This window comes from Thermogemmatispora argillosa (assembly GCF_059696725.1).
This window is the reverse complement of the sequence record NZ_AP019377.1, coordinates 2407035-2424009: the sequence shown is the minus strand read 5'-3', so window position 1 is coordinate 2424009 and position 16975 is coordinate 2407035. Positions and strand designations below refer to the sequence as shown.

Here is a 16975-nt window from a genome sequence, read left to right as displayed (position 1 = left end):
TTTTAGGGCGCGCATACAGGACTATCCTACTCCAGAGCAAAGAGAGTATAACCGGCGCATCTGCAGGGTGTCAATGAAAGAGAGAAATGGGGGATGACAATAGCACACTGTGCCTGATATTATCAAGACGAATGGGCTGTAGCCTCTTCTGAAGTGACTCACTCGTGAATTCTTCGTTCTCTATTCAGAGCAGTATTGGAGCTGTCTATTCGATCTTGGTTGATCATAGGATGTGGCTTGCGAGTGTAGGAAGGGTCTGGTGACAATGAATCGGTGCCTCTACTGTAACAGACCATGTGAGCATGGGGTGGTGTTCTGCGACGAATGTCGGGCGCTGCTGCTGCAACGTCATGCCCTTGCCGAGCATGAAGTGATGTTTTCCCCAAAAGGTGAAACACGGCAGGAGACTCTCCTATCTGACGCTGATGGCTGGCCTCCACCCTCGCTGCGTGGTTTCCCGACAGTGCCCATGAGCGCCGCTGATGACGATTGGCCGGAAGGGCGGGCTGACCCACTGACGCGCTCTGGGCTGGGACCATCTTTGGATCAGAGGACAAGTCAAAATGGTGGCTGGGAGACTCAGGAGCCTGAGCCAGGTAACTGGGACCAAAGTCAGCCCGCCTGGCGCTGGTCCTGGAAGGCCCGACGCTATGCCTGGCCTGAAGATCGGGTTTCCTCTGGAGTTACAGGCGATGAAGAAGGAGACGTATCTGCCTCACAGGCGAGCAAGGACATCTACACCGGAGCGCCGGAGGCAGTACACGCTACCTCGGTAGCCGGCCTGTCTGCTGCTGATAGCGAGGGCAACGCGCGAGAGAGCGGGCCAGCGCTCGGTGGCGACGCTAGGAGGAGCCTCTCCGCCTTAGATGGCCGACGCTGGACACTGTGGCGGAGGCGGCCAGGGCGCGGGCACTGGGTGCGCTGGCTCTTTGTCGGGCTGACAATAGCGGCGCTTGTACTCATTGGCCTGAATGGATGGCTCATTCGCTCTCGCTTCTCAAGTGTCCATCAGCCGGCCCTGTCGGCGGCACAACCTCCATTCTTGACAGCGACGCCGGCGCTGGTTCAGGCCGGTCAATCCGTGCATCTCCACCTTGATCATTTTCGGGCTTTTGCTCAAGTCTATTTCAGTTACGATGTCGGTGAAGCTCTGGCGCCAGTTGGCATGGCCCCCGTCGTGCAGCTAGGAGCGCAGGGCAGCGCCGATGTGACGGTGACCATAGGACGCGATTGGAGTCCTGGGGACCATACCATTCAAGCCGAAGACATCGCCACACACTATACTGCCAGCACAACGATTCAGGTGGTAGCTGGCGGTCCGCTGCGCCCTCCGGTATTGCAAGTCAGCCGCAGCAGCCTGGACCTGGGAACAGGAGTGCAGGGCCTCAACAGCATAGCACCGCTCTGGTTGAGCAACGGTGGGGATGGCAGCCTGTCATGGACGGCCAGCACTGATCAGCCTTGGCTGCTAACTACTCCAGCACAGGGCGTACTCAGTGAGCGTCAGGCGATTCTGATTGCGGGATCGCGGGCCAATCTGCGACCAGGCGTCTATCGTGGAACTGTTACCCTCAGCTCTGATAGTGGTACCTCTTTGCATATCCTGGTCACGATGCGCGTCGTGGCGGCCTCCGCGAGCGACACGGAGCGACAGGCGCCGCCGCTCACAGCCATACCAGCAGCTCTGGCCTTCTCCCTCACCGATGGTGGTCCGGCACCTCCTGCGCAGTTTGTCACCCTTACTAATCCTGGGCAAGCAGCTATGACCTGGTCCAGTCGGATCGTGGTGCCGCCGGAGGGGCGTCAGCAAGCGCCTCTAGCGGTCGGGGCCGACTGGCTCCAGCTCAAGCCTGCTCAGGGCAAGCTAGCCGCCGGTGAAAGCCTGTCTGTGGAGATCACTGCCCAGGGGAGACATCTGCTGCCTGGTCTCTATCTGGCTGTCATTCAACTCAATAGCTCGTACGCCGCTGCGTCGACTACGACCCAGGTACTGGCGGCCTCGCTCACGGTTCTCCCTTCGTGTCGACTCTCCCCGAGCGCTCAGAGCCTGACGTTTACCATCGGTCCGGGGCAGGAGATAGGAGAAAGCCAGCAATTGCTTGAATTGGGCCTGGCTCCGGGCTGCGCCTCGGGCCTCAACTGGCAAGCATTTACATCGGCGAGCTGGCTCAAGGTTGACCCAACCAGTGGTCGCGTTGATCCCACCCACGGGATGAGTGTCCGTGTCAGCATTGCTGTCAACGAGTTGAATGCTGGCACCTATAGCGGCTTTATCCTCTTCTCGATGCAGCAACGGACCCAGACGGTGGCGGTCCTGCTGAATTTGCGAACCTCGGGAGTCCCGCAGAGTGCGACGAGCGGCTCCACGACGACGGCTGTCGCCGATACACCCGGACGTACTCCGCTGGGGGCGGTGCTCTCGCCCGGTAGCCTGAGCTTTACGGTGGAGCAGGGGGGAGGGCCACCTGCCTCGCGCTCTGTGCTACTGAGCGCTACTCAGCATCCATTGCAGTGGTCCGTGACGCTCAATACGGTGGCGACTCCCTGGCTCAATGTAACGCCGCTCAGCGGCATGCTGGCAGTTGGTCAGACGACACGCTTGAGCGTTGCTGTGAACCCGGCGGGCCTGGCGCCAGGAGGCTATAGCGGACAGTTCACGGTCTCGCTGGAACCTGCCGACGGAGCGCCGGCCAGTCCCAGCCAGCTTGCACAGGTAGTCACCGTCACCCTGACGGTCCTGGCCCCCTGCGTGCTGGAAGTGACCCCCAGTGGATTAAGCTTTACCAGCTCGCTGCTGCAGCCGAATCCACCTCCACAGACGCTCTCGTTGCACATCGATGGCGGATGTCCCCGCCCAGTGGCCTGGGCCGCCGCCGTCGATAGCGATAGCACCTCCTGGCTGCATGTCAGCCAGACAAGTGGCAGCGATAGCGGTTCTGGCACAACGATCGCGGTCTATGTGACGCCTCCACGTCTGCTGCTGAAGACGCTGCGTGGGCAAATCACCATTACGGCCAGCGACGGCGGGCAGAACCCGCTGCAGAGCAGTCCCCAGGTGGTAACGGTCACTGTGAGTCCAGGCTGAGGCAAGCTGAGATCAAGGAACTCTCCTCAGGCTGACTTCGTTTCGCTTGCGAGTAGGCTGCACGGGTCCGGCGAGAGGAGGAGCCTGCCTTTCCTAGGGAGAGCCGGGCTCTGCCAAAGAGCGAACTGCTGGGCGCCCGCTGAGCAAGATGAGACTGAGCAGGCCGACAATGGCTCCCGCTAGAACGACGGTCGGCGGGCCACCGATGAGCGCGATCAGGCCACTGGCGCAGAAGTCGCCAAGTGGCCTGATCGCCATGATCATCAGCGTGTTGAGACTCATGACGCGCCCCCTCATCTGAGGAAGAACGCGCGTCTGCATCAGGGTGATCGTGGTGGCTGCGATCACATTCTGCATGGCGCCAACAATGAAGAGCGACAGCAGCGAGAGCCAGAAGCGGTGGCTCAGGGCAAACGCAAGCAGGGCCACGGTCCAGAGGATGAAGGCTAAAATAAGCGCACGGCCCTTGCGCCTGACCTCGCCAAGGGAGGCCAGACCGAGGGCCCCCGCCACTGTGCCAACGCCCGAGGCGGAAAAGAGCAGTCCAAGTTCAAGCGGTGTCAGATGGAGCACCTGGACTGAGAAGTAAGGGAGGATAATAGCCGCTGAGGGATTGAAAAAAAGCAAAACCCCATAGGCGGCCAGAACCCAGGGTAAGACAGCGTCGCGCCTGATCGTCCCAAGTGCCTCGCGGATCGCTTGCAGCAGGTTGCCAGTGCTGGCGCTCGCAGCCAGAGCCTGGCCTTGACCTGGATGTTCCCCCGGAGGAACGCGCAAAATGAAGAGCACGACGAGGACACCCAGATAGCTGAGGGCGTTGAGGAAGAAGTTGCCAGCGTAGTGAATGAGGCCGATGGTCAGGCCTGCCAGCGATGGACCAATAACTGCCGCCCCGTTAAAGACCGCCGACTGCAGAGAAATGGCGTTCATCAGGTCTTCGCGGGGCACAAGCTGAGGGATGAGGGCGGAGCGCGCCGGCTGGTCGAAGCTCAAAACTGTGCTGTTGCAAAAGGCAATGAGAACAATCATCCAGACCTGGATGACGCCAGTGTAAGTGAGCACCCCGAGCAGAAAGGCCAGCCCCATCGAGATGCTCTGCGTACAGAGCAACAGTCGGCGGCGATCGAGGCGATCGGCGACGCTTCCCCCAATGAGAGCGAAGAGCAGAAAGGCGCTGGCCTGGGCAAGCGAGACGATCCCCAGCGCTAGCGCGGAATTGTGGGTCAATTTAAGAACGAGTAGGCTCTGAGCAACGATCTGCATCCAGGTCCCGACCGAGGAGACGATCAGGCTGATCCATAACAGACGATAGTTGCGATGGCGCAGAGCACGAAAGGTGCTGAGCCGCCTGCGCTCGGCGGCAGGCAGGTTGTTGCGAGCTGTGGAAGTGGTAGACAATCGGTTCACGGATGTGGGCCGCTCTCTTGTGCTTATGATCTAAATTTCTACATCTGATAGTAATTATACTTCTTCGCTCCCTCCTGACGAGCTATCAGCCGGGTTCCCCCTTGACATGTTGATCTACAGGGAAGGGCCTTGACAAAGGTCGCTCCGGGCTGCTTTCTTTTCCTTCTCGTGGCCTCCTTGCGCTTTTTTAGCGTTTCTGTGCAAACGGAAGAGATGACGGTATCTATGCCCCGGGTCCTATATACTTGACAAACGTGATCTGCATCGGTATTATTAACTACAGGCTCGTCTTGTATAAAGGAAGCAAGCGGGGAACATGGCTCCCCGGTGCCAGCTGCTTCCGTTGTATGAACCACTGGTAGAGTTTCTTCTGTGTCTGTAGTCTTTTTTGCTACTACAGAGAGCCTTCTGTCGAACAGAGCAAGAAGATTGCTCAACATGTAAAGGAGGTGTCTGCCTCAGTCCCCGACGAATCCTCTTAGCGTCTAAGGGAGGGTGTTTTTGACTGTCTACCTCCCATCCGATCCACCTTTTGCCTGTACTACCAGATGATAGGCTGTCTCTGACCATGTTGTCCGGCCAAGTCTAGCGGTACACTGTTGTACCGATCTTGCAAGCTAGAGGTGCCGATGAACATCGCAACATTCTTCCGATCTGCACGCCGCCTCGCCCTCGTTCTACTTGCGCTCTGTGCCAGTGGCGTGGTGGCTCTGCTCCTGTTTGTTGGACCGTCCGCCGCTTTTGCCCAGCTTCACGGTCAGGCCCCAACCAACCGGAGTCTGATCCGTGGGCACATGGTTCCCCTGCTAAGGAATCACAAGCCGCTACACAGCGAAAGTGCTGACCATACCCTGCAGCTTTCGATTGCGCTCAAACTACGCAACGAAGCCCAACTCGACGCCCTGCTTGCGGCCCAGAATGACCCAAACTCGCCGCTCTATCACCACTACCTCACGCCGCAGCAGTTCACCGAGATGTTTGGGCCGACGCAGGAGAGCGTCAACCGCGTAGTAGCCTACCTGAAGGCCCAGGGGTTGCGCGTCACTGGAGTCTCACCTAACCGCACACTCATCAATGCCAGTGGCAGCGTCGCCCAGATTGAGCAGGCCTTTGCTATCACGCTGGCCGACTATCAAATGGGGAATCGCACCGTCTATGCGCCGACCGGCGAACCATCCGTACCGGCGGAGCTAGGTAGCCTCATCCTTAACATTGCTGGACTCGACAACGTGGCCCACTATCGTCCTCTGGGCTTACAGCGTCTCAGCGCCGGCCAGGCCCCGCACACTGGTCCTGGCGGTGGCTACACCCCCAGCGAGCTGCGTACAGCTTATGATATGAACTCGCTCATCAACGGGGGAAACAACGGAAGTGGCCAGACCGTCGCCATCTTCGAGCTGGATGGCTACCGCGCCTCAGACGTTAATGCTTACCTGAGCTATTATGGACTCGGCTCAGCGAAGTATTCCAATGTGCTGGTCGATGGTGCGACAAACACCCCTGGCTCGGGAGCGATTGAGGTTGAGCTGGACATGGAAGTCGTCTCGGCCATCGCACCGGGAGCGAACCAGAAAATCTACATTGGCCCCAACACCGTCACGGGAGTCAACGATACCTATAACCGCATTGTAACCGATAACCTGGCTAAGGTTGTCAGCATTAGCTGGGGCGAGTGTGAGGCGGCGGCAGGAACCTCGGAGCTAGCCACGCTTGACAACATCTTCAAGCAAGGTGCTGCCCAAGGTCAGGCCTTCTTCGCTGCCTCTGGCGACTCGGGCGCCTACGACTGCGATAACAACAGCCTGGCGGTAGACTCACCTGCCGATGATCCTTATGTGGTGGGCGTCGGTGGTACCCATCTGGTCACCGGCAGCGGCGGTACCTACAGCAGTGAGTCAGCCTGGTCGAACCCCAGCGATACCCAGCGTAGCCCACATGGCTCGGGCGGCGGTGGTGGTATCAGCTCCTACTTTGCCCGCCCTTCCTATCAGACCGGACCCAACTTGACAAATGCCAATCGCATGGTGCCCGATGTCTCGGCTGATGCCGACCCGGCTACCGGTTACTCGGTCTATTGTACTGTCGCTGCGTCTGGCTGCTCTAGCTCAGGCTGGCTGACTGTCGGCGGCACAAGCGCGGCAGCTCCGCTGTGGGCTGGCGTAGCGGCTGATGTCAACCAGTACCTGGCCTCGCAAGGCAAGGCTACCCTTGGCTCGGCCAGCGCTACCATCTACCGCCTCTATAATACAACTCAGACCTATAGCGCCTATCACGACATCACCAGTGGCAATAACCTCTACTACTCAGCCACCACGGGCTACGATCTGGCGACCGGCATCGGCTCGCCCGACGTCTGGAACTTCGCCCGCGACGTCGCTGGTACCTCCGGCGGCGGTGGTGGCGGCGGTGGCGGTGGCGGCGGTGGCACTACCACCCAGCTACTCAGCAATGCTGGCTTTGAGAGCGGCAGCTCCTCCTGGCAGGAATCTTCCTCTGGAGGATACGAGATCGTTGACTCCACAAACCCGCATACGGGTAGCTACAGCGCCTACCTTTGCGGCTATAACAACTGCAATGATCAGATCTGGCAAACGGTCACTCTGCCCAGCACCACGACTAAGGTCGTTCTAAGCTACTGGCTCTATATCAGCACCCAGGAGTCGGGCAGCACCTGCTACGACTACTTCTACGTGCGTATTCGTAGTTCCAGTGGCTCAACGATCACAACTGTGCAAACCAGGTGTAACGCCAATGCCTCTGGTTGGACACAGTACACCTTTGATCTGACCTCGGCGCTGAGCAGCTACTACGGGAAGCAGATTCAGGTCTACTTCCAGGGGACGACCGATTCGTCGCTGGTCACCAACTTCTTCGTGGATGACGTGGCCTTGAACGATACACACTCCTGAGCGAGCCTCCTGATCGTACTAGCTCCTCGTGGATCTGCCTCCGACAGAGTGAGGGCGGAGCAATGGCGCTCCGCCCTCACTCTGTTCTTCTGCCGTGGAAGTAGCCTCGACTGGCTCGGGCCGAACCAAGAGTTCCCACCAGGCAGGGGCTAGCTGCCCTGCCGCGTCTCTCGCTTTGGGCGAGCGCTATACTGGCTATAAAACCCGCTCACCGGATACGCCAGCGGCCTATGTTGTGTTGATATGGTGACTGCTGGCCTACCCGCGGCGGTGCGGCTACTGTAGACTTATCATTGGAGCCAGGAGACATGGCAAAGTCGTATCTGCCCCGCAGAGGCTGGCCCTGGCTGCCTCCTCTTCTCTGCGTATTATTGCTGGCGCTCTACCTCCTTGCCGGGCTGGCCTGGCTGCCAACAGCAGCGGTTCTGGCAGCGCAGCGACCTCCAGCTCAGCAGCGCCTTGCCCGATCCCTGCCAGTTGCGACCACTCCTAACCCAGGCGTCACCGGGGTTCAGGTCTTTGTTGAGCCGGAGGCCGGCGAGAGCGCCATTCTAGCGGCTATTGCCAATGCCCGGCACACGCTTGCCATAGAAATCTACCTGCTCACCGACTATCGCATCATTCAGGCTCTAGAAGAGGCGGCAAGACGGGGACTGACCGTGCGTGTGATGCTAGAGCCTCATCCCTACGGCGGCGGCTCGCCCGAGCGTACTATAGAGCAGCTCCGTAGCGCCGGCGTTCTGGCCCGTTACACGAATCCCGCTTTTCCTCTCACCCATGCCAAACTGATGATCGTGGATGATCAGCGCGCCTATATCATGACCGGTAACTTTAGCCGCGCAGCTCTCGGAGGCAACCGTAGCGGCGCCAACCGCGAGTACGGGATTATCGATCCCCGGCCCGAGGATGTGAGCAGCCTGCGCGCACTCTTCGAAGCCGACTGGCAGCGCGCGACCACTGGCCCTCTACTCAATAATGCTCACCTGGTCATTAGTCCGGGCAATGCGCGCACGGTTCTCCAGGGGCTGATCTCGGAAGCGCAGCACACCCTACTGATTGAGGAGGAGGAGATGAAAGATCACCAAATCGAAGCTGCGCTCATCGCTGCGCAAAGGCGAGGGGTCAGAGTGCAGGTCATCTTGCCCCTGCCGCGCCAGGGAGAAGATCCCAACGCGGACGGCGTTGCAGCACTACTGCAGGGTGGAGTAGCGGTACGCGAAGATGGTCAGCTCTATATGCATGCCAAAATGCTGGTGGTTGACGGGCAGGAGGCCTTTATCGGCTCAGAGAATTGCTCGCCGCCGGGCCTGGACAGCAATCGGGAAGTGGGCATCCTGGTCGCCGATACAAAGGTGCTGACGACGCTTCAGGCGACCTTTGAGACTGACTGGGAGGCCTCACAGACCGTGGCGCAAGCGATCGAGACCGATCGTCCGGCTAACCAGACAGGCAATCCCCTCGTAAGGACCGGCTCGCTGCCAGTCGGCCTCGGAATAGGTGAGATGAGGTAGACAAACAAGAACGGAGGTAGAACGGAAGCCCCAAGCCTCCGTCCTGCCTCCCTTTCGCTGCTGGGAGCAGAGCACCTGCTCCCAGGAAGAGGGCGCCTGTCTGTCTATCTACTTGCCTGCCGGCTGCGGCGCTGCGCTGCGAAGAGCACTAGAGCCGGGCGATGCCGAGGGACTCGCAGACGAGTATCGACCGTCGCCGGGAGATGAAGCGCAACCAGGCAGTAGAGAGGAAGGCAGAAAGGTCGCCCCTACCTACCTACCTGCCTGCCTGATAAAAGCTACCAGCGGCGTCCACCGCGGCGCTCGCGTCCGCGACCGTGACCACCCTCGTAGCTGCCCGAGTAGCTATAGCTCCGACTCTCATCGCGGCGCCCACCGCGGGACGAACGAACCTCCTGGTAACAATCGCTGCAGTAGACAGGGCGATCATCGCGGGGGAGGAAAGGAACGGTGGTTTGCCGTCCACAGTTAGAGCAGACGGCCTCGTACTGCTCTCGCGAAGAACGGGGCGAAGATTGACCACGGGAGCCATTGCGGCGGGCGGCGCGGCAGTCAGGGCAGCGCGCCGGGGGATTGGTTAGCCCCTTGCTGGCGAAGAAAGCCTGCTCGCCGGCAGAGAAGACAAAGTCCTGACCACAATCACGGCAGGTAAGAACGCGATCCTGATAATCCTCGTAAGACATCATGGGTAAAAAAACCTCTTCTGTACTCTGTGTTCGCTCCTCTGAACACACTGGGCTGAATGAACCGACTGTTACGGTCCGGCTGCAGTTAGTATTCGCCTGGTTCCCGCCAGAAGGTCTGCCTGTGGTGATCTCTTATGGGGAAGTCCTGAGCGGCAGGTGAGGAGCACCTGAACTGCTACTGAAGGATTGTCAGATCCCCGATCACACTGACATTATACCACGCCCATCCTAAAATACAATCAGCTAAGGCGTTAACTTTGCGTGAATTTCGCGGGCCTTTCCCGTTTACCCCCCTGCTCTACCCGGCTGGCAGGAAGCAAAACCAACACAACAGCGGACCACGCCCATCTCAGTGGCTCGTTGGCTCTCCTCTCTGCGCTCAACTCAAAAGAGGCCGCCCATGCACGCCCAGATCTGGCTAGCCCGGCCTTAGAAGAAGCTTTACACGTACAAAATACTGAGCCTTTACAGGAAATTTTTCCCTGGTACTGATTTCCTGAAGAAACCAGGAGCATGGTTAAGATTTCTTAACTCCATACCGGTACTTTTTTATTAGCTTCCAATTGGTAGATGCGCATAGATCATATCACCTGCAGTATCCTTGTATAGGGCTGGCTGAACAGGAACCAGCCTATGTCGTAGTGCTCGCTGGCGGGTCGGGGTTGGGGGCGCAGCAGAGGAGGGGCGGATGTAGAGACAGCGGGGGAGTAGCAGAGTGAGCGAGAGGCGGAGATTGTTTTCATTCTTCTTCAGGCTCTTATGCTGTTGTATTTCCATAACCAGTAGTCTGGCAAGACACTGGCGATGTCCGCTAAGGCGCGGCATCATCCTCTGAGAAGGAAAGGTAACCAGACACTATGTCCCGGAAGCACGCACCGCTATCAATGTACGACAGTTCACGGAGAGCGCGTCGCCGCTGGCCGATCCTGGTGGGGGTGAGCATTCCTTTACTGCTGCTGCTGATCGCGGCGGGGGTTGTGGTGCTGCCTCACCTGACCTCGCGAGCGGCTGACGACAATACCGATTGTTCGCTCATCGTACCACCTAACCCCCTCAGCGCCCAGGGACTGGCGACGCCCTATCAACTGGTTGCGACCAATCCGGCCAATGGGCCTTGTCATGAAGCCAATCCGGCGCAGGCGGCTTTTGTCCAGGGGGCCATACTTGATCCCCGCACAGGGCAGATCTCTATTTATAACCCGTTAGTTATTGATCAGGGCACGCAGCCAGCGATCCAGCCTACACCGCCTAAGTTGCCGCAAGGGGCTATAGTCGCGCTCTGGTTTGGCTTCAATGGCGACAATCTGACTCTGGTTGACAACAACGGCAGTCTCAGGCAGGGGCGCTGCGTGAACGGAGTCAACGGCAGTATCTTTGGTCAATTTGCCTACTGCAATGCCCCGGCCTTCTTCGCGGCGGCCAATTATGCTATCCGCAGTGGGCGGCTGAAGGTTCCCCCGATCGGTACGGCCAAAGATGGCCAGCCCTGCCCGACAACGCGCGATTTCAGCCTGGTTGACCAGGATCAGAGTGACAATGTGGTGACCGAGTATTTGGTGACCGCCGATGGGCGCATTGCTCAAATGACAGCGGCCAATGCGGCGGCTCTGCAAGGGGCCCAGGTGCAGACCAATGGCAGCGATGAGCGCCTGCTGTCGATCGGCCTCGATAGCGCCCTCGGTTGCACGCCCTGGATGGCACCCGATCTGGCTGATCCCGGTCATATGGTTGCTGCTTTGCCGCTCAACGAGCTGCAAGCGGCTCTCTATCAGAAGCAGCCTGTGGCTCTAGTACCTGCTGGCGATCCGATGGTTTTGAACAATGGCCAGCCTGATCTGCGGAAACTGAATGCCTATCGCGTGGGGGTTGATCAGGCTCCTGTGGCCTCGTTGAATCAGGCCAGCACGGCAACCTATTGTCAGAATCTGGTCAATATTGCGCCGGCCCGCCTCAAGCTCGACCAGCAGTTCACCCAGGCTAGCCCGTCGCCTGACGCGGGGGCGGCTAACTCGCTCTTTACCTTCCTGGCTCAGCGCTTTGTGACAACCTATCAGGAGTTGAACTGTCAAGCGCTGATTAATTTGCCCGATCCAATTACTGTGACGACCGATGCCAATGGTGTGGCTATTGACGCGACCATTAATGTCCCGAACGGCGGCGGTAACGGTGGGGGGAATGGTGGTCAGGGGACGACGGTGAATTGCTCGGTCAATGGGCGTGTCATTCAGGGCTGCTCCGGTACGGTGACGATCAATGGGGCGCCCTGTACGTTCACGCTGGATCAGGCCAATCATCAGGTCGTCATCCAATGTACGCGCCGGGGCACGGTTCAGCCCCAACAGGGTTGAGCCAGGGCCTGCGTGCGCTGAGCAGATTCTACGAGCCATAGCAGGCAGACCGCCTTGGGGGCGGAGACCGTTTCAGTCTGGGACTGCAGAGTGTGGCCGGGCCTGAGCTGCAGCTCTGCTCTCAAGCAGATAGTTTCATCCCTTCCCTTAACGGAATTTCCCGGCGGTCTGCCTCCCTCTCCACTGCCGGGGTAGAAGAGCGCTCACATCCCACCGTGAGCCTTCTGCCCCGGCCTTTCAAGCAGGCCTCTTTTCTCTTCTCTATCTGATCAGCTTCTCGCCGTGCATTTCTTAAGCTAGCTGCCGATCAATAGCTTACCAATATGTTTGGTTCACTTGCGCCCTGGCGCCTGAACGTGTTAAGCTTAGTTAGAACAAAAGTTAAAGGTGTTTGGACCCTCAATTCTCGCCAATGAGCAGCGAGAAGACTGATGACTATGGCTCGTGCTGAGGGTGCTGTCAGCAATCTTGAGGCGGCAACGCTCCGCTCGCAAAGGCAAGAAGATGAGTATCTTTTTGGATGGAATCCCACGCCAGGCATTGTCTCGGTCTGGGCTAATCGCAGTGGCGAGGCTGTGGTCTGGCGGCGCGAGGGGGAGCGCGTACTGTGCGTACAAGAGCGCTTTTGGCCGTGGGTGCTGACAACCTCTCTTGTGGATCTGGAGTATATGGGCAAGCGTCTGCGCCCTGTGGAGAGCTTGCCTCCTCCTCTCCCGGCTTCGCCCCCGGGGCTGATCTACTATCGCGAGTTGGATGGCCCGGAGGGGACCTATCGTTTTCTGCTGTTCTGCGATGATCTCAACCGTCTGGAGCGGGCGCTGCTCCAGGGGGCCAGGCGTCGTTTGGGGCGGCGGTTGGCCTCGCTGGCTGAGCTAGAGCATTACTATGCGGTCGGACCGGTGGAGCAGTATTTGATGCAGAGCGGTCAGGTCTATTTTCGGGGCCTGGCTTATGAGCATCTGCATCGCTTGCAGCTTGATCTGGAAACGACGGCGCTTGATCCCCATCGGGGGCGCATTTTTCTGGCCGCGGTGCGCGATAATCGTGGCCTGGCGACAACATTAGAGGCGCCCCATGAAGAGGACGAGCCGCGCCTGATTCGTGAGTTGTGTGACTTGATCTGCCAGCGCGACCCTGATGTGATTGAGAATCATAATCTGTTTGGCTTTGATCTGCCGTTTCTGGAAGAGCGGGCGCGCGTGCTCGGGGTGCCGTTAGTGCTGGGGCGCCAGGGGGCGCCGGAAGCGGCACGGCGGCTGCATCGCTATCAGGAGACGCTGGTGATCGGGCCGGAGGCGCGCCGGCGCGTGCGCTATAGTGTGGCCGGTCGTGAGCTGGTCGATACGCTTGATGCGGTACGCCGTCACGATTTTGTGGTGCGCGATATGCCGAGCTATGCGTTGAAGGATGTGGCGCGCTACTTTGGGATCGCTTCGGCGGAGCGCACCTATATTGCGGGGATGGATATAGTCGAGACCTATCGACGCGATCCTGAGCGGGTGCGTCGCTACGCCTTAGATGATGTTGAGGAGGTGGATGGGCTGTCGCGTCGCTTGCTCGGAGCCCCGTTTGCTTTGGCGAGCATGGCGCCGCGCCGCTATGAGCGCCTGGTCTCGGCAGGGCCAGCGATGGGCGTGCTGGAGCCGATTCTGGTGCGCAGCTATTTGCGCGCCGGGGCGGCCTTGCCATCTCCTTCCCGAGAGGAGGCCCAAAGCGATGGCCTGTACGAGGGGGGGGCGGTCCATCTCTTTGCCACCGGTGTGGCTGAGCATGTGGTCAAGGCGGATGTGGCTTCGCTCTACCCGTCGTTGATGCGTACTTTTGCTATCGGCCCGCGCTGTGATCGCTTGGGGGTGCTTTTGAGCATCTTGGGACGTCTGACGGATCTGCGTCTGCAGCATAAGGAGGCGGCCCGCCAGGCTCCTCCTGGCTCGATTGAGGCCAATCATCATACAGCGACTCAGGCGGCGATGAAGATTTTGATCAATGCTGCCTACGGCTATATGGGAGCGGGGAAAATGGCCCTTTTCGCCGATGCTCAGGCCGCGGCTGAGGTGACGCGCCGTGGTCGCGCGATTCTAGATCAGGTAGTGGAGGCGCTGCGCGCGCGGGGGCTGGCTTTGATTGAGGCCGATACCGATGGCGTCTATTTTGCGGTCCCACCTGAGTGGGGTGAGGAGCAGGAGCGGGCCTTAGTAGCTGAGATCGGGGCCAGCTTGCCGCCAGGCATCCGCCTGGAGTATGAGGGACGCTATCGGGCCATGTTCAGCCATGAAGTCAAAAATTATGCTTTGCTGACCTATGATGGCCGCTTGATTGTCCACGGAGTGGCCTTGCGCTCCAGCCGTGCCGAGCCGTTCGGTGAGCGCTTTTTACGCCGCGCTCTGCTGGCGACAATGTTGGGAAAGGTGGATGAGGTGCGGGCAGCGTATTTGGAGACGGTCGAGGCTTTGCGCTCGCGAGCCTTGCCGGCGGCGGATGTGGCGACCCAGGTGCGGCTGACGAAGACGCCCGAGGCCTATTTTGCTTCGCGTCAGACGCATCAGGAGCCGGCCTATGAGGCGCTGATCAGAGCTGGTCGCCGCCACTGGTTCCCCGGCGAGCGAGTGCGTTTTTATCGTACTGCCGAGAGACAGTATGTGTGGCTGCCGGATGAGCATACGGAGGAGGTGCCTGCCGGCCAGGAGTGGCTGACGCTGGCGTCTACCTCGGCTGAGGAAGAGACGCCGCTAGTGACGATGGAGCGCGCGCGCCAGAGTAGTAAGGAGCTGGCGGAGCGCCGTGACTATGATGTTGAGTACTATATTCGCTTGCTGACAAGCTCTTACGCGGCGCGCCTGCGCAAGGCCTTCGCTCCCGAGGATTTTGAGGCCTTGTTTCGGGAGGATCGTCAGCTCTCGCTCTTCGCTGAGGCGAGGCCTCTGGAGCAGATTCAGCCGCGTTGGATTCGCTGTCAACTGCCGCAGGGCGCTCAGGGAGGGGCCAGGACGCCAGACGAGTCAGAGGTAAAGGCAGACGGCCCTTAGCCCGGTTCTGGTGATCCTGGCCTCCCTGCCGGGCCTGATTGCCTGGTCGGCTCGGTGGGCTCACTGGGGAGCTTCGCTTTGGGCCTGTCGGAGAGCTTCTAGAAGCTCCTGACGAAAAGCGCGTACGCTTGCCAGGTCATTATAGCCTGCACGCTCTATTTCATGCAGCAGCTCGTAGCCTTTGGTTAAGCGGTGAGGGGATTGCCAGCCGGTGACCGCCTGCAGAAAGGCGCGCGCCTCGGCGAGGCTGGCCTCGACTTCGCGCAGGCGCAAGAGCGCCTGGGCCCGGTAGAGATGGAGACGGTAGTCAAGCCAGAGGTTTCTATCAAGGGAGATTTGGCGGCATAGCTCCTCATATCTCTCCAGGACTTTCTGCGGCTGATTCGTATAGAGGTAGCCGCGGCAGCGCAAAAGGAAGAGGCCACTGAGTTTATGAAAGACGAAGTCGCTCCCGTCTCCGTAGGCGCCTTTGAGAGGTTCAGCCAGGGCGATAGCATGCTCAATGGTGCGCTCGAAACGCAGGGCATCTCCAGCGATGGCATACATCTGGCTAAGATAGGCGCTGGTAAAGGCCGCCAGCGGTTTGCTCACCTTGAAGGCCAGCTCTCGCGCTTCTTCCAGAGCGTGGATGGCCTCGTGGTGTCGTCCAATGCGCTTTAGCTCCACTCCCAGCTTTTGGAGGGCGTGAGCGGTCAGTATTGGGTCCTCTGCCGCCCGTGCAGCGTTCAGCATCTCTTGAAAAGTGCTGCGTGCGCGATCGTAGCGGCGATGCTCATAGTGCATAAGGCCAACGAGGCTGTGATACTGGATGTGAAGCGTCTGTAGACGTCTTTCCAGGCGGAGGGGCGGAGGAAGCTCGCTGCGGCAGGCCGCCAGAAAGCTTCCCAGGCGCTCTACCTGTTGCTCTATTTCGGGAAGGGGCGCCAGGCGTCGCATGGCTAGTGTTTGCCGGAGGAGAGCCTCTGCGACCGTAAGGGTCTCTTCAAAGAGATGGTTTTTGGTAGGCTGGGGAGCCTGGGGATGAAAAGGGTCGTAAGAGGAAAGTCCGAATTCCCACGGAGGGATCTCCAATAGCTCGCAAAGGCGGCGCAGGGTGCTCGGATCAGCGATGCGCTTCTTGCCATATTCGATAGCCTGGACGTAGCGCCAGTCAACGCCTGTTCCCCCGCGCGCCCGGGGCCAGTGCTCCGCTAGTTCTTGCTGCGTCAGGCCGCGCCGCTCGCGGTACTTCCTGATGATCTTCCCATAATGATAGCCACCCGCGCTCATGGTGACCTCCTTTCTGCCGCTCGTCGAAGACACGCTATGATGGGCGTCTGCTCCCCCAGGGACGTCGTCCCGCATACTAACTAGTCTGTTTGTATGCAAAGATGCAAAGAGATTCTATGCTTTTAAATAGAAACGATCGCATGCTCCGATGAGGATTGTAGCATAGTTGGCAACGTGAGAAAAGATTACGCTTTCTGTGAGCATCTTGTGTAACAGGAGGCAGAAGCATGCATGAGAGCGAGATCGCACGGCTGAGAAAGCGCCTGGAGGACGAATATGAAGCCGCTCGCCGGGGCCTGACGGGGCTGGCCACAGGCGCAGCTCAGCATCGGTTTATTACGGCCCGTATTCGCAATATGGAGCGCTGCCATAAGCGCTTGGCCCGCCTGGTTGGCGAGGAGCGTGCGACTGCTATCGCTCTAGAGGTCTGGCGAGCCAGGTAGCCGGCTAAGGAACCCCTTTCGACAGACGCTCTTATGGTTCATTTCCCCTATTCACCTATTTCAGGATCATCGCCAGATCCAGCGACGATCGGCGCACGGAGGGGATCGCCTGTCTCCCAGGGCTCACCAGCGGAGCAGAGGCTGCGGCTGCGAGTCGGGCGCTCCTGGTGATCCCCACCTGCCCCCCTGCCTCCCTGCGCATTGTCTTCCTGCTCGCTACCTGGGAACTATCTACTGACTGGCCGTTGGCAGTTGCTCCGCCCGGCTGCCTGCTGCCGCCGAGCAGGGGTG

The 16975-nt window shown here is 59.5% G+C and carries 9 protein-coding genes; 6 read left to right on the top strand and 3 right to left on the bottom strand.

The annotated features are described in order from the left end of the window. Positions 1 to 310: 310 nt before the first annotated feature. Positions 311 to 3085 (top strand): BACON domain-containing protein, encoded by a 2775-nt coding sequence (locus AC6H1L_RS09465; protein ID WP_497601248.1) that lies wholly within the window; start codon positions 311 to 313, stop codon positions 3083 to 3085. 93 nt (positions 3086 to 3178) lie between these two features. Here AC6H1L_RS09465 and AC6H1L_RS09460 read toward each other — a convergent pair whose 3' ends face one another. Further along, positions 3179 to 4483 (bottom strand): MFS transporter, encoded by a 1305-nt coding sequence (locus AC6H1L_RS09460; RefSeq protein ID WP_497601247.1) that lies wholly within the window; start codon positions 4481 to 4483, stop codon positions 3179 to 3181. Positions 4484 to 5121: 638 nt separating this feature from the next. On the opposite strand from AC6H1L_RS09460, the gene AC6H1L_RS09455 reads away from it, so the two are divergent. After that, a complete protein-coding gene (locus tag AC6H1L_RS09455; RefSeq protein WP_497601246.1) occupies positions 5122 to 7401 on the top strand; it encodes a S53 family peptidase in 2280 nt (759 codons plus the stop codon). A 308-nt stretch (positions 7402 to 7709) separates the two neighbouring features. Next, complete coding sequence (locus tag AC6H1L_RS09450) at positions 7710 to 8912, top strand: phospholipase D-like domain-containing protein (protein ID WP_497601245.1); 1203 nt, start codon at positions 7710 to 7712, stop codon at positions 8910 to 8912. A gap of 278 nt (positions 8913 to 9190) precedes the next feature. Here the strand turns inward: AC6H1L_RS09450 and AC6H1L_RS09445 are convergent, their stop codons facing one another. Then, on the bottom strand, positions 9191 to 9598 hold the full coding sequence (locus AC6H1L_RS09445; protein ID WP_497601244.1) for a zinc-ribbon domain containing protein: 408 nt from the start codon (positions 9596 to 9598) through the stop codon (positions 9191 to 9193). Positions 9599 to 10482: 884 nt separating this feature from the next. On the opposite strand from AC6H1L_RS09445, the gene AC6H1L_RS09440 reads away from it, so the two are divergent. Together AC6H1L_RS09440 and AC6H1L_RS09435 are read left to right on the top strand one after the other, a co-directional pair. Then, entirely contained in the window at positions 10483 to 11946 is a 1464-nt protein-coding gene (locus AC6H1L_RS09440) for a hypothetical protein (RefSeq protein ID WP_497601243.1), read from the top strand. Positions 11947 to 12383: 437 nt separating this feature from the next. Next, positions 12384 to 14972: a DNA polymerase domain-containing protein gene (locus AC6H1L_RS09435; RefSeq protein ID WP_497601242.1), complete on the top strand. Its 2589-nt coding sequence runs from the start codon at positions 12384 to 12386 to the stop codon at positions 14970 to 14972. A gap of 60 nt (positions 14973 to 15032) precedes the next feature. On the opposite strand, the gene AC6H1L_RS09430 is transcribed toward AC6H1L_RS09435, so the two are convergent. Further along, positions 15033 to 16241, bottom strand: coding sequence for a helix-turn-helix domain-containing protein (locus AC6H1L_RS09430; RefSeq protein WP_497601241.1), 1209 nt, complete (start codon positions 16239 to 16241; stop codon positions 15033 to 15035). A gap of 227 nt (positions 16242 to 16468) precedes the next feature. Here AC6H1L_RS09430 and AC6H1L_RS09425 point away from each other — a divergent pair, with 227 nt between their 5' ends. Beyond that, complete coding sequence (locus tag AC6H1L_RS09425) at positions 16469 to 16684, top strand: hypothetical protein (protein WP_497601240.1); 216 nt, start codon at positions 16469 to 16471, stop codon at positions 16682 to 16684. The last annotated feature ends 291 nt before the right edge of the window (positions 16685 to 16975 follow it).